The sequence below is a fragment of the Pseudoalteromonas amylolytica genome, assembly GCF_001854605.1.
Lineage (GTDB): Bacteria > Pseudomonadota > Gammaproteobacteria > Enterobacterales > Alteromonadaceae > Pseudoalteromonas > Pseudoalteromonas amylolytica.
In genome coordinates, this window is the sequence record NZ_MKJU01000030.1 from 167684 (window position 1) to 183794 (window position 16111).

The following is a 16111-nucleotide window of genomic DNA, read 5'->3' on the forward strand; positions in this document are numbered from 1 at the left end:
TACTATGCTTGGCTTGTGCTCTATCGATATTGGTTATAGCCAAGCCTTTATTATGCTGATTATTCAGATGTTATATATCTAAAGGATAAATATGGATATTGAAGTTTTCCGCCCAAAGCAGTTTCAGGATATGGCAAGAGATTACAAGTTGTTTGCTGATGGGCGAGAGGTTGCGCTAATCAAACGTGGGGTGACGCAAAGCATCTCATTACCAGAAGGTACGCAAGTTATTCAGGCTAAAATTGATTGGTGCTCCAGTGCCGAGGTTAAGCTAAGTGAGTTAAGCTCTAATCAAATCACGATTAAAAACACTTTTGCAAGCAACATACTTACGGCTTTGTTTTTGTCTGCGTATTATATTTCGTTTGGCAAGGGTAAATACCTCACAATAGAAAGTAGGATATAGCTGCGCGGTAAACCTAAGTGCTGTGTCATAGATTTAATTATGCGTAATGCGCTGGTTATTTGAGCGCCTTGGTGAGGTAGGAAAATAATGAAATTCGAAGTAGTCAATCTTGCGCCTAGTCTTGATGAATTTATCTCCTTACGCAGTAAGGTTGGGTGGACTAACCCTGAACCTGAAGTGGTAAAAAAGAGTTTAGATAATTCTCTCTTTCATGTATGTGTTTTATCGGGTTCAAATCTCGTTGGCTGTGGCCGAGTTGTTGGTGATGGCGCAATGTATTTTTATATTCAAGATGTCATCGTCGATCCGAGTTATCAAAAGCAAGGATTAGGCAAGTTGATCATGAGTGCCATCGAGTCATTTGTTGCTGACAAAGCGGTCTGTGGTGCAACAGTTGCTTTGTTGGCAGCTTTTGGCAAAGAGCGATTTTATGAACAGTTTGGCTATGTTGCCAGAGATGGAAATGCGCTCGGTTTGGGTATGTGCAAGTTTGTGGATTAAGTTCAGCACAACAAACATGTCGAGCAGCTCGTGCGGAATAGAGATGTCAGGTTTATGAATATCAAAGAAGTATCAGCTAATAATTTAGCGACTTATTTAAATTTAGCTCAGTGCTACGAGGCTGAGTTTTCTGTATTAACTAAGAAAAAGCCGGACAAAGATGGCTTGTTTATGCTTGATACTGAAATTGCACCTCCCACCAAAGGCTATATCGTTTATGTAGACAACGTGCCTGCGGGTATTGCAGCAATCGGGTGTCAGGGTGATTCAAATTACGAAGTTTATGAGTTTTATATCGTGCCATATTTTCGCAATGAAAAGCTAGGCACTCAGTTTGCGCATGGAATTTGGCAAATGTTGCCAGGTCACTGGGTTGTTAAACAAATTCAAGGTGCAAACCATGCCATTAATTTCTGGCAAAGTTGTATCAAAAGCTACCCACATAAAAACTATCAAGAGGGTACCTATCAAGATGAATATTGGGGCCAGGTTAACAAACAAAGTTTTCTGACGACGGGTCATTAACCTTGATAGCTACACAGAAACCAACCTAAAGAATGAATTGCGAGATAAACCCATGGGCGTCAGCATGGCTTTAGTTTGTTTTTAGCCGCATGTGCAGGCGCTGCTAACAATTCGTACCAGTCGCCAGATAGGGGCTATGTGACAATGTCGTTTGATATTAATGAGCAAGGTAGCGCAGAGAACACCGTGGTTTTTGAGTCCAGCCATGATGGAATATTTGAACAAGAAGCACTCAGAGCGCTAAAAGCGTGGCAGTATCACCAAAATTGCTAGATGGCGCTGCTGTCAGGCAGCATGACCTAGCGGTTAGGCTTGATTTTGCAGCCAATGTAGATAATAACTGACAAGATACTTTCTTTAGAAGTTTACTATGATGGAAATTCCATCAGAATGGACTACGGTTCTGTTTGAAATGAGCAATAAGAAATTTTTCATCAGTATCTGAGTTATTATTTTGTTAACGGTATTTATAAGGAATCGACTTTATAAAAAGCGTTGAACACAGTGTGGATACTTACTGGGCAAATTGTGTTGCAATATGGTTTTATATTGAGAATTATGTAATGAAAAAGGGAGGTTGAAGATGCTAGTTTGTTTATTTTTATCATTTTAATTCAATGTGTTACGTGTGTTTTAAAGGGGGTTTTACTATGTTAGGCTAGTCCCTCATAAAGGGAGGGGGAATAGTCTCAGTTGCATATATTAAATCAAGCGCATACTCACAATTTACTAAAAGATTTTAATCATGGACGATAATAAGTATCACCACTTCGAGTCAGGGCTTGTTTGCTTAGCTCTGGCAGGCAGACTTCACAAGCGTGCTGTCAACATTGATGAATTGAGGCGTAACTTCGCGGATCCTAAATTGTGTGAGCCGAAGTTTGCTGATATTCAGATGATCCGTGCGGCAAAAAGTCTTGGTTTTAAAGCTAAGTTTAGAACAACGCCAGTATCATCGTTGAGTAATAAAACTTTACCTGTGATTGCTAAACATATTGATGGGCATTTCGCACTGATTGTTAGTAGTTCAGACAAAGGGGTACTCATGCAAAATGTGACCTCTAAACAGGGTGCTTCATTGGTATCTCATGAGTAGTTTTATGATAGCTTTGAGCAGCAGGTTTTGATGCTTACTCCTAGAGGGGGGTTACTTACTCACACTGCGCGTTTTGGCTTTAAATGGTTTTTGCCAGCAATGGCAAAGTACAAGCGCTTTTTTACAGATGTGTTGGTCGCGTCATTTTTTATCCAGTTACTTGCGCTTGCTTCTCCGATATTTTTTCAAGTCGCCATTGACAAGGTGATGGTCCACAAAGGCATGACCACACTCGATGTCTTAGCGATAGGCTTCTTATTCGTCATTGTTTTTGAAGTGCTGTTAACCGGTTTACGAGGTTACTTATTTAGCCATACAACCAACCGAGTGGATGTTGAACTTGGCTCCCAGCTTTACGATCATATGTTGAAGCTTCCGATCGCATTTTTCAAATCTCGTCGAGTGGGTGATACGGTGGCACGGCTCAAAGAGCTGGACACTATTAGAGACTTTATGACAGGCTCTGCACTTACAGTTGTGTTAGACATGTTTTTTACGTTGGTGTTTTTTGCTGTCATGTTTTACTACGCTCCAGCTTTAACCTGGATTGTGGTTGGCAGTTTGCCGTTTTACTTTGTTTTAGCTTTTACTTTAGGGCCAAAGTTAAAGCATAACTTGGAACAAAAATTTCAGCGCAGCGCTGAAAATCACTCATTTTTAGTCGAATCAGTTCATGGTGTGGAAACTGTAAAGTCCCTTGCTATTGAGCCCCAAATGCGCAGTAAATGGGAAGATAAGTTGGCTGATTATGTCAGTGTGTCGTTTAAGGCTGGGCAGTTAAATAACATTTATGGGCAGTGCTCTTCTTTTATAACCAAACTTACTGGATTGCTCATTCTATATTTTGGTGCAATAGCGGTTACAGATGGAAACTTATCAATCGGTCAGTTTATCGCATTTAATTTGCTGGCACAGAGAGTGACCGCTCCAATTATGCGCTTTGCAAATCTCTGGCAAGACTTTCAGCAAGCGAGAATATCTGTTGAAAGGTTAGGAGACATCCTTAACTCTCCAGTTGAAAGTGGTGAGAAAAACAAGCTTTCACTGCCTCAGTTAAATGGTGCTGTACGCTTTGAGCACGTCAGTTTTAGTTATTCTCCAGAGCGCCCCAATGTACTAAGCGACATAAACTTAGATATAAAAGCGGGTGAAGTGATAGGTGTTGTCGGTCGGTCTGGTTCGGGAAAAAGCTCATTAACTAAATTAGTTCAGCGTTTGTATTTAGTGAGCTCAGGCCGAGTGCTAGTGGATAACGTTGATCTTTCCTTGATAAATCCTAGCTGGCTGCGGCAGAAAGTGGGTGTAGTGTTGCAAGAAAACTTTTTGTTTAATGCCAGTGTAAGAGACAACATTGCACTGAGTGACCCTTCTGCATCGTTAGATGCTGTGATTAGAGCTGCAAAACTGGCGGGTGCTCATGACTTTATTTTGGAACTACCTCATGCTTACGACACTGAAGTGGGTGAGCAAGGAGCCAACTTGTCAGGTGGACAGAAGCAACGTATTGCTATAGCAAGAGCGCTACTCACCGATCCATCCATTTTAATTTTTGATGAAGCAACGAGTGCGCTTGATTATGAGTCTGAGCGTATTATTCAGCAGAATATGCAACAGATAAGTCAGGGCAGAACGGTGTTTATTATTGCGCATCGTTTAAGCGCTGTGCAGCATGCTGATAGCATTGTTGTATTAGACAAAGGAAGGATAGTAGAGCAAGGTACGCATAAAGCGTTATTAGCTTCTCAAGGTCATTACCACTATCTGTACCAACTGCAGTTTAGCGAAACCAAACTAAATAGGCGGTCGGTATGAAGCCTCACATGATTGATTACGAATTTTTACCCGCAGCACTGGAGATTCAAGCTGCTCCCCCACCTAAACTAGCTCGCGGTATTGTGTGGACATTAGTTTCACTGCTGATAGTTGGTATTGCTTGGATATGCTTAAGCCCGATCGATATCGTTGCGACAGCAAATGGAAAGGTTGTTCCAAAGCAGCGAGTTAAAACAGTCCAGCCGATGGAGTCAGGGGTTATTTCTAAAATTCATACGTATGAAGGGCAAACAGTCAGCAAAGGTGACTTGTTGCTTGAGTTAGACCCTGCAATAAATGCCGCTCAAAGTCGAAATTTGGCACATCAGCAAAGTGACTTGCAACAGCAAATTTATCGCTTAACTCAATACAGCGCTTGGTTAGAAAATAGTTCAATGCAGAGTGTGGCAGAGCTGACGAGTGAGCAGGCTAGGCTGCTAAACAGTGAAAAGCGGCTTCACGAGACGCAAATCAGTATGTTGAGTTCAGAAGTTTTACGCCTTGAAGCTGAACTTCAGTCAGCCCAGCTAAGTAAAGTAAAAATAGAAAAAACTCTACCTTTACTGCAGGAGCGTACAGCTTCTTTAGAAAAACTACAAAGCAGCAAGATGGTGTCAAGGGAAGAATATTTGGCGTTGAAGCAAGAAGCATTGGCGCTAGAGGCACAACTCCCCATTGAAAGCGCAAACATTGAGCGCCTTAGAGCCGCGGTAGCAAGCGCCAATAGTAACTTACAACAAAAGCAAGCCGAAGCGATACAAAATACATATGCGCAACTAAGTCAGCTACAGGTTCAATATCACCAGACTAGTGAAGACCTGATTAAAAGCCGCTTTCTCGAACAGAAGATGCAATTAAGAGCGCCAGTATCTGGCACAGTCGAAAACTTAACCGTAACAACATTAGGTGAAGTTGTGACACCTGCACAAGAGCTTATGCGCATTATTCCAGAAGATGATGAGTTAATTGTAGATGCGGGCCTACTCAATAAAGACATCGGGTTTGCTTATGCAGGACAAAGTGTTGAAGTGAAAGTAGAGAGCTTTCCCTTTACACGATACGGGGTAATTGAGGGCACATTGATTGATGTGTCGACAGATGCCGTAGAGCACGAACAGTTGGGCTTGATTTTTCCAATAAAAGTGAAGCTTGATAAGCAGTCACTCAATGTGGATGGTAGAGAAGTGCCACTGAGTGCAGGGATGAATGTAACAGCAGAAGTAAAAACAGGGCAGCGATATATTGTGGAGTTTTTACTCTCCCCAATTATGCAACACGCACATGAAGGTGCAAGAGAACGTTGATATAAATATCGTTTAAAGAACAACCTTAAGGAAAGAGAGTTATGTTTTGGACGCAAATTTTTGAGCGCTCACCTCAGATGAGTTGGGAACGCGTTAACTTAACCAAGGTAAGGCTTATATGCCTTTTTAGTCTGTTATTCACCTTTTTACTTTTGCACATTGCTATTTACGCTTATTTGATAGAGCCAACGGAATATATACGCAGTAGTGGTCAATCAGGTTATTCAATAAGGTATATCGCGCTTATTGACTATTATTGTGTCCAGCTGCCGAACTTAGCACCTTACATACACGCATCGTTTAGAACGAACCCTTACAGTATTGCGCTATACACTGTTTGGATTTTATTCTCCTTTTTATTTTTTATATATGGTGTTGTGTTTTTTATTTTAAGTCGATTTTGTAAAGAAAATGATAAGGGTGAGTAGTGATGGCGGGTAGTTTTTTATATTTGCTAGCTTAATGAGAGGGGATATGTCTTTTAAACAACGCTTTTTGGAAGAAATTCAGAAGCCGTATTCGGTTACTGGTATTCAGCGCAAAGAGATTGAGTGCTTTATTCATTGGATGTTAGCGTTGTTCTTGGCGCTACACGTTTTGATTTATTACGTGTTGATTGACCCTCAAGCATATGGCGTGTCTGGGGGGCTTGACGGTTACCCTAGATGGCTTGAGCTTATCGTTAATTGGCATAGCAGCGTTAACCCTGTAGTGGTACATCAAGCAAAGGCATCTGGTTCTATGGAACTCTATCATGGTGCGGTTTATACCGTGTGGGTCGTATTTTCGATGCCTTTGATAATATCTGGAATGCTCTTTGGTGACCTGTTTTTATTTATATCCCATACTAAAGAGAAAGTTAAAGAAAAATCTTTTTTTATATCATTTATTTATATTCTTAATCTTGTGGTTATGCCATTTTTGATAGTTTTGTTTGTATATTACCACTTTGTTTTGATGGGTGTTCCTTATATTGATGATGGTGGTGAGGTGGATAGCTTTTTTATATATGAAACAAAAGAAATATTGCTAATTATTGGGGCTCCGGGGTTGTTGGTTTTTACTTATTTTGTAGGTGTTATTTTTAATTTCTTAATTAGGTTTTTGTTTGTGTTTTTATCCTTGCTTTTTAGTTTTAAAAAGTAGTTTTTTATTTTTTATGAGGGTTATTTAAATGGATTTTTTAAGTCATAGGTATTTCCAAGAATATAATTTAGCAATACCTGTTATCCCAAGGCAATACACCTTGCCTGATGGGACCAAACGTTGGGTCAATACTGATGGTTCAATAACAGAAGGGGGGCCCGCTGGCTCAGCGCTTGCCGTTGATACAGGGTTAGTTGGCGGGGTTGATGCAGATAATGTCCTGGTGCACTTTGATCCTCAGCTAGATACGATCGCGAATGCGGTGACTGCAAAACCTTATCGTCCTGATACTTGGGGGAATGAGATCACCGCTGTACAAGGTGCGTTAGACTCATTTCTTTCAATTTTTGAACAGTTATCAATCAACAAACTATCAGCACAAGAAGTGGCTGCATTTCAAAAGGTTATCAAATATACCAAGACAGGACCACTGACGGTATTGGATTTGATGGTCAATGTAAAAACTGAAGGTGCGGTAGCTGGGTCCTTAAAATCTTTTGTATCGTTTGCTGCGGGTATTGGAGCTGGTGTAATGTTGGCTTCAAGCGTTTCGGTTATAACTGTTGCTGTGGCTGGAGCTGCGGCTGCATATGGTGTGTCTGTCGCTTGGGATAAGTTTGAGTTAAGTGATTATGTGAATGAGGCGCTAGACTCAAGCAGTGAATTTCTTGACCAAAAGTATAATGATGCGAAAGATTATTTAGGCGACACTTTCAACAGTTTTTCAGATTGGATGGCTGGTCAAGCAGGCGACATACTAGAGCGTGTTAACAATATCGATCGTTCTTTAGATGGTTGGTACGACAGGATGATGGATGCCATATCTGGTCGGGTGTTAAGTGTAAGTTACATGGCATCTGGCAATGGTAATGCGTCATTTGAAACCGCTATGGCGTCGTACTCTGAGTTTGGCGTGGCTGAAACTGCAACACCCAAAGTGCCACCCCTTACACCCACACCTCAGCCAGCCTCACCACTTGTATTAGACCTCGATGGTGATGGAGTTGAAACCGTGGGCCATGAGCAAGGTATTTACTTTGACCATGAAGGTGATAGTATTCGCGAGTTGTCTGGCTTTGCTGGCGCGGATGATGGGTTGTTAGCCATTGATTTAGATGGCGATGGTAAAATTACCAGCGGGCAAGAATTGTTTGGCAGTCATACCATACTAGCCAATGGCGAAAAAGCTGAACATGGCTTTGCTGCACTGGCCCAGTATGACAGTAATGGCGATGGGGTGATTGATAGCAACGATACGGCGTTTTCCCGCTTGCGTGTTTTTCAAGATAAAAACCAAAATGGTAAAACCGACGACGGCGAGCTTCTAACGCTTGAAGAGGCGGGGGTTGGCAGCATTTCATTATCTCATCAAAACTCCGAAATCGTCGATAATCATGATAACGAGCACCGCCAACTTGGATTTTTTACAACCAAAAATGGTGAAGTACGTGCAATGAATGATGTGTGGTTTGATGTTAATTTAACACAAACGCAACTCACCCCATTTACAGCGCCTGAACATATCGCAGCACTACCTAATGCCAGAGGTTATGGTAATGTTCGCTCACTTCATGAAACCATGGCAAACGATACATCAGGTCAGCTTAAAGAACTGGTTGAGGGCTTTGTTAATGCTGGTAACGCTCAGCAGAGGCAAGAGTTATTAAATAAAGTGATTTACCGCTGGACAGGGCAAATTGATAATGAAGGTGGCAGATATTATCAATCGCCGATCGATAGAAGAAAAATTAAGGCATTAGCGCAGTTTTATGGCTTTGAGATTCCTGATCCTCAGGGAACGGGTATAGACTATGCGCGTGAATATGAAGCCATCTTCGCAAAGTGGTCAGATAAGCTGTTTTTTAAGCTTGCTGCGAGTAGTTTTTTAGAGAACTTTTTCAGTCAAGTTGATTGGTCAAAAGACGAAGCGACAGAACAATGGCACGCTAATTTTGACTATGCAATTGATGGGGTAATTAAGTATGTTGATGCACATCCTGAAAAAGCTCAGTTATACATCTCAGATATTGCCAAAGCAATCAATGGAATAGATCCATACAGCGACCGTCACCTCAAGCATTTTGTAGCGCAATTTACAGCTAAAGTTGACACTGGTGAACTAGATGGTTACTCCGACTTTACCAAAGCGCTGTTGTCAAACCTTGGGAATATCCTCAGCTCTGAAGCTTCAACAGGGGGAGCTGATGACTTTTTATTTGGTCTAGATGGAGATGATACGCTTGATGCGGGTGCTGGAAATGATGTAATTGATGGCGGCACGGGTAACGATGTATTGATTGGTGGCGAAGGTAATGATGTATATCGTTTTGGAGTTGGCTATGGTCAAGACACCATACGTAATGTGGATGCATTACTAGATAGTCAAGGCAATAGACGTCGTGACACGGTTAACTTAATAGGGTCACTTACTCCTGCTGATATTACCTTGCTACGTAGAGGCGATGACCTCGTCATAGAAATAACAGGTACAGGCGACAGGTTATTTATAGAGTCCCATTTTACAGTTGACGGCATCGCAAGACACATTGATGTCATTGTATTTTCCGATGGTAGCGTCATTGAAGTAGGGCCAGAGCACTTTGATACGATCAATGCAGTAACTCAGCACTTAAATGATAGCGATAATGAGATTCATGGCACTGTGGATGGTGACAACTTCAACACACTTGCCGGAGATGACTTGGTATACGGTAAAGCGGGTGATGATGTACTTACTGGTGGCGCGGGTAACGACACTTTACACGGCGATGAAGGTAACGATCATTTACAAGGACAAGGTGATAGTGACCAACTGATTGGTGGGCAAGGCAATGACTTACTCGATGGTGGTGACGCACAAGATACGCTTTTGGGTGGTCAAGGTGATGATACGCTGATTGGCGGTGCAGGAGATGACATTTTAGATGGTGGTCAAGGTAACGACCAATACCATTTTGAGCTAGGTTTTGGGTTAGATGTCATTGTCGAAAATGCCTCTGACAAAGGTATTAACGAAATCGTATTTGGTCAGGGGATCCGTGCTCAGGATATTAAGCTTGTTAGAACAGGCTATGATGTGCGCTTGATTATCAATGAAGGGGTTGATGAAATTCGTATTATTGGACAATTTAATGAAAATAGTACGATTCAACAATTTACTTTTACTGACTCTGACAGCGCTGACATGACTTGGAGCGTTCAGCAACTTCTAGAAAAGCTTACAGTAGCTACTCAGGAGTCAGATACTCTGTGGGGAAGCCACGACTCTGATACCCTAGATGGACTTGAAGGTAATGACTTTTTAAAGGGTCAGCAGGGAGATGATCTGCTATCTGGTGGGCTAGGTGATGATACTGTTGAAGGTGATGAGGGAAGCGATCAGCTATTTGGTGATGAAGGTCACGATATACTAAAAGGGGGCTTAGGAGACGATCAACTTGCTGGTGGTTCAGGGAACGATAAACTCAGTGGTGGCCTAGGCGATGATGTGCTTATAGGAGGTTTGGGGGACGATCATCTATTTGGTGGTTATGGCAATGATACTTACCTAATTTCGGCGGATGGCAGTCGAGATGTGATCGAGAGCACCAATAATGCAAACTCTTTAGAACGAATATTATTTGCACAAGGGATCAATAAAGAGGAGGTGAACTATCAACGAACTGGTAATAGCCTATTGATCACGATTGATAGTAATAACTTAAATACCCAAGTGATTGTGCAAAACGCATTTATAGGTTCTCAATTTGGACTTGACCATTTAGCGTTCCATGATGGAAGTACTGTAGCGTTCTCTCATGTTATTACACAGCTAAAAGACTGGGCTGGCAGTGATGGTGATGATGATATTTACGGAGATGAACAAGATAACATTTTTAACGCGGGTAAAGGCCATGACAGGGTATATGGGCGTGCCGGAAACGACTTGATATTAGGTGGGGATGGTGTAGACCGCTTATATGGTGACACTGGGAACGATGTTTTAAAAGGTGAGGCAGGAGACGATCGCTTATTTGGCGGTGACGGTGATGACACGCTCAACGGTGGTGAGGGTGATGACATCATGCAAGGTAACCTCGGTGATGATAGCTTCAACGGAGGGGCTGGTAGTGATATTGCCAATGGTGGCTTTGGCTCTGATACTTATTACTTTAATGTTGGGGATGGTAGTTTCGAAATCCATGATAAGAGCGACAGTAACGACGTCAACAAAATTATATTTGGTATCGGCATAACACCCGATGATCTACAAATTGACTTTGCCTCGGAGGAAAATGTCGAGAGTGAGGGAGATGTTAGTTTTCCTACCAGATATATGACCTTGTCTCTGAGAAATGGAGAGAGTGTTAGCATCAGAAACTTTGCGAATCATCTAGAGCAACCGATTGTTAACTTTGAGTTTGAATTTGCAAGTGGTGAGGTCTTAAATTACGAAGCTCTAGTTGCAAACTACCTTAACGGTACTTCACAAGATGATACTATTAATGGCTTTTTGACTAATGATGAAATTAGTGGTCAGGCTGGTAATGACACCATTCACGGATTTATCGGCGAAGATACCATCTACGGTGGTGAAGGAAATGACACCTTATATGGTGATTACAATGATGATCAACTTTTTGGTGGGTCAGGTAACGATGCGCTTTTCGGTGGTGAAGGGAATGATACGTTAGAAGGGGGCAGTGGGGATGACATTCTCCAAGGAGGCGAAGGAGATGATATCCTTAAAAGTGGTGCTGGAAATGATACGCTAGAAGGTGGCTTTGGAAACGATATCTATCACTTTGCGATAGGGGATGGCCAAGTAACTATTAATAACTACGAAGCTGGCGCGCAAGTTGCCCATGACACGTTGCAATTGGCTGATGGTATTTCCATGGCAGATGTTGAAGTCATTCATGACACCAGTAATTTCACAGATAACCTAATTCTTTCCTTTGGTAATGATGAGTACATAACGGTTCGCCATTACTTCGATGATATTAGATTTACGCTAGATAAAATTCAGTTTGCTAATGGTGATGTTTGGCAATTGGGTGATGTTAAAGCTCGCTATTTACAAACCGCGGTGACGAGCGAAGCGGATCGTATATTTGGCTTTGAAGATGCTGATCAAATTAATGGTTTAGCGGGACATGACTACATAGAAGGTCGTGGTGGCTACGATATTTTATACGGCGGTGAAGGGAATGACACGCTCAATGGTGGTAATGGTGATGACAAATTATATGGTGGTCCTGGCAGCGATAGGCTGATAGGGGGGACTGGCCGAGACGTCTATCATTACTACGAAGGTGATGGTTACCTCACTATTGATGATAGCGATGACAATCAAGAAAATGCAGGCAAGCTTATATTCGGTGAAGGTATTCAACAGTCTGACTTGCATTTAAAGCGCTTTGGAGAAGATCTTATTATTTCTGTTGGCGAAGGAGAGCAGGTTAAGGTCGAAAACTACTACACCCAATCAACTAACGCATATTACAAGTTAGCTGCGGTTACATTTGCAGATGGCAGTGCGCTTGATTTGACATTGTTGGATGATTTGTCGGACCTTGCTGGTACGCTGGGGGATGATGAAATAGAAGGCACATCTTCTGGCGATATTATCAACGGGTTAGGCGGAAATGACACCATTAAAGGTGGCCTAGGTGACGACAAACTATATGGTGATGAAGGGGATGACCAACTCTATGGTGGTGAAGGCAATGACGAGTTATCAGGTGGTGCTGGAGCTGACTTTCTAGCAGGTGGTGAAGGGAATGACGTATACCATTATCATCGTGGTGATGGCACGGTAGAAATTTTAGATAGAGACAATACTGGATTTGGTGTTGGCAATACCATTAAGTTGGGGGAAGGCATTTTCCCAAGTGACATCTCATTCGAACGAGATTTAAAAGCCAATGATTTATATGAAAGCCTGACATTGGTCTTAAGTGATGACGAAAAAATAAAGATTACCGACTTTTATTTTGACGGAAAGCTGTCAATTGGTGCTGTCGAGTTTGCGGACGGGACTATTTGGACGCCACAGGATATTCAGGCAATGATCACAGCTTCGAGCAATGGTGATGACCTTATTCAAGGTGTTGCAGTTGACGACGTCTTAGATGGCGTGGCTGGTAACGATACAATATATGGACGTGGTGGCAACGATGTGATCTCTGGTGGTACTGGTGATGACGCATTGTATGGCGGAACGGGTGATGATGTGCTCATCGGAGGTCAAGGCAATGACTTTATGCAAGGTGGACAAGGAAGTGATGTCTATCAATACTCGCTGGGTGATGGCAATTTAATCATTGATGCACAATACGATCGAGCTGATAAATTAGTACTTAATGGTGGTATTAATAAATCAGATCTTCAAATACAGCGAACTGACGAGGACTTGGTTCTAACGCTGGCAGCAGGTCAGCAAATTACTATCAAAGGTTATTTCTCCGAGCGTTGGTATTCTAACATTTATCCGATATCAAGTCGCAAAAATGAAGATGCAGGTCTAACCATTGAATTTGACAACGGTAATTTATTAAAACCACAAGAAGTCCGCGAGATGCTGCTAAGTGCATCAAATGGAGATGATGTATTGATAGCTTATGCTTTGCCTGAAGACACTGAACAGCCGATAACACTTAACGCTTTGGATGGTGACGATGTTGTTTACGGTCACTCAGGAAAAGACGAGTTTAATGGTGGCCGTGGTAATGACAACTTGCTCGGAGCTGGTGGCGATGACACATTAGTTGGCGGAGCTGGAGATGACATACTCAAAGGCGGCGATGGTGATGATTACCTTACTGGCGGAACAGGTGCAGACTACGTAGAGGGTGGGAAAGGAAGTGATACCTATACTTATGCGCGTGGAGATGGCCAACTTACTATAAATAATTACGACTCTGATCATTTAAATTCAACAGACAGGCTCATTTTTGCTGACGACATTAAGACTGAAGATGTTCGGGCTTCTCGATTCGGAGACGATTTATATCTGACCTTTGAGTTGGGAGATGAGATAAAGATAGAGAACTACTTTGATGTGTTTGCAGAGCGCTCTTCATATCGTTTAGATAGGATTGAGTTTTCTGATGGCACGCTTTGGGAATATGCTCAATTAAAAGACGCGCCATTTAGAGTACCTGACGGCACAGAAAATGATGACCATATTATTGGCTCTGATAGAGACGATAACATCAGTGGCTTAGCGGGTAATGATAAGCTAGAAGGTGGTGCAGGTAACGATATACTCAAGGGTGGAGAAGGAGATGACGAGTTAATTGGTGGAGAAGGGAATGATCACCTTTATGGGGGAGCTGGCAATGACATAATGGACGGTGGTTTAGGGTCAGATACATATCACTATGAGCGGGGCGATGGCGAACTCACAATTAATACGCGAGTGTATCAGGATACTCCGCAGCCTAAAGATACTCTTCAGTTTGGCGATGGTATCTCGGCGAGTGATCTTACCTTTTCACGTAGTGCTAATGATTTAATTATCAAACTCCATGGTGGGGGAGAGTTGCGAGTCACAGGTTACTTTTGGGCAACTGACATAGGAACTCTCGCGGCAATTAAGTTTGCTGATGATACTCACGTAGATTTAGCTGTAGTCAATAAAATACCACCTGTAGGTACTGATAATGGAGAGGGGATATCTGGCACGTCGTTAAATGATTACATTGATGGTCGCGGTGGAGATGATGGTTTGTTTGGCCATGATGGAGATGATGAAATTCATGGTGGCTTAGGAGACGATTATATCAATGCTGGCAGTGGTAACGACAGATTATATGGCGAAGACGGAGATGATAATCTGCAAGGTTTCGCGGGAGATGACTATTTCGACGGTGGTACAGGCGAAGACTACCTTAAAGGTGGAGACGGTAATGACATCTTATTTGGTGGCCTTGATAATGATAACCTGCACGGTGACCTAGGAGATGATGACCTACACGGCGGCGAAGGAGATGACTACTTGTACGCAGGTGATGGAAATGATCAACTGACAGGTGGCGTAGGAAACGATTATTTATATGGACAAAGTGGTCATGATAAGGTTGATGGAGGTATGGGAAATGATCGGCTATCGGGTGGCTTGGGCAATGACGAGATAATCGGAGGAGACGGCGATGATAGACTCGAAGGAGAGAGCGGTGATGACATTCTCCTTGGCGGAACTGGCAAAGATAGATTAGACGGCGGAGATGGAGATGATCATTTGGAAGGTGGAAATGGTCAAGATGAACTTCTCGGCGGTAATGGTAATGACTATCTAGATGGTGGTTCTGATAGAGATGAGCTATATGGTCACGATGGACACGATACGCTTACAGGTGGAGATGGTGATGATGACTTATATGGTGACAGCGGTAACGACAAATTAAATGGTAATACAGGGAACGATACACTCTTTGCTGGAAGTGGAGATGATACTTTGTATGGTGATGAGGGTAATGACTACCTTTATGCCGGATACGGTAATGATAAGTTATATGGTGGTGTTGGAGACGATTACCTAGAAGCTAGTTCAGGAAATGACGAACTTTATGGCGGCGAAGGGAATGATGAGCTGTGGGGGAGCTGGGATCAGAATGTGCTTGATGGTGGCAGTGGGGATGACCATCTTTATGCTGGCGCTGGAGATGAAATTTTGATCGGTGGTAGCGGGTCAGATAGCTATTATTTTTATCACGGTGCAGGGCATGATGTCATTGCAGCTGAGCAAGCGGAAATGGGTGTCACGAACAAGATTGTTTTTGCAAGTGGAGTAGACTCTTCACTGCTTTCTCTTAAGCGTGTTGGCCGTGAGTTAGTAATAGAAATTGCTGGCGGCACAACAAGGAATGGCAATATAATTGAGCCAGGAAGCATCACTTTACAGCAATTTTACAGTTCTGATAATGATGATACTTTTTCTGATACGCAAATTGATTTTGTAGAGTTTGCCGATGGTACTGTTTGGGATAAGAGTATTTTGCATAGCAAGGTTGCTTCAGGTTTGTCCAGTCCTTTAGGCAGCACTACGGATGAAAGTGTAGAACGTCTATTTGAGAACTTGTCTCAGTCTATTAATGCGATGGGTCTTGACAGTGATGCTTCAGAAGCTGGAAGAAGACAGCTAATTGAAACTAGCATAATGATGTATGACGTATAGCTCTCACCCGATGAGAAAACCCGAATCTGGATGATTCGGGTTTTTTTGCTCTAATCAGAGGGTATAAAATGAGGGCATGTAACACGGTATAGGTAAATACGTTATTACCCTTGCTGTTGCATGACATGAGTGTAAATTTGTGCTGTGCATACGCGTAATGA

General features: G+C 42.4%; 8 protein-coding genes and 1 pseudogene. All 9 read left to right on the plus strand.

The genetic code is table 11. The annotated features are described in order from the left end of the window. Positions 1-91: 91 nt before the first annotated feature. The 9 genes and pseudogenes from BET10_RS16680 to BET10_RS21900 all read left to right on the plus strand — a co-directional run bounded on the left by BET10_RS16680 (position 92) and on the right by BET10_RS21900 (position 15950). Positions 92-406: a hypothetical protein gene (locus BET10_RS16680; protein ID WP_070986723.1), complete on the plus strand. Its 315-nt coding sequence runs from the start codon at positions 92-94 to the stop codon at positions 404-406. A gap of 87 nt (positions 407-493) precedes the next feature. Continuing rightward, a complete protein-coding gene (locus BET10_RS16685) occupies positions 494-907 on the plus strand; it encodes a GNAT family N-acetyltransferase (protein ID WP_070986724.1) in 414 nt (137 codons plus the stop codon). Between the two features lie 54 nt (positions 908-961). Further along, complete coding sequence (locus BET10_RS16690; RefSeq protein WP_070986725.1) at positions 962-1432, plus strand: hypothetical protein; 471 nt, start codon at positions 962-964, stop codon at positions 1430-1432. Between the two features lie 75 nt (positions 1433-1507). Continuing rightward, on the plus strand, positions 1508-1705 hold the full coding sequence (locus BET10_RS21230; protein ID WP_276204900.1) for an energy transducer TonB: 198 nt from the start codon (positions 1508-1510) through the stop codon (positions 1703-1705). A gap of 472 nt (positions 1706-2177) precedes the next feature. Next, entirely contained in the window at positions 2178-2528 is a 351-nt protein-coding gene (locus tag BET10_RS21895; protein WP_240503710.1) for a cysteine peptidase family C39 domain-containing protein, read from the plus strand. A 21-nt stretch (positions 2529-2549) separates the two neighbouring features. Next, a pseudogene (locus BET10_RS16695) lies at positions 2550-4340 on the plus strand (type I secretion system permease/ATPase); the annotation flags it as partial. Further along, a complete protein-coding gene (locus BET10_RS16700; protein ID WP_070986726.1) occupies positions 4337-5644 on the plus strand; it encodes an HlyD family type I secretion periplasmic adaptor subunit in 1308 nt (435 codons plus the stop codon). The pseudogene BET10_RS16695 and the gene BET10_RS16700, both read left to right, overlap by 4 nt. A 474-nt stretch (positions 5645-6118) precedes the next feature. Then, positions 6119-6790 (plus strand): hypothetical protein, encoded by a 672-nt coding sequence (locus BET10_RS16710; RefSeq protein ID WP_070986728.1) that lies wholly within the window; start codon positions 6119-6121, stop codon positions 6788-6790. Positions 6791-6818: 28 nt separating this feature from the next. Continuing rightward, a complete protein-coding gene (locus BET10_RS21900) occupies positions 6819-15950 on the plus strand; it encodes a calcium-binding protein (protein WP_083330587.1) in 9132 nt (3043 codons plus the stop codon). The last annotated feature ends 161 nt before the right edge of the window (positions 15951-16111 follow it).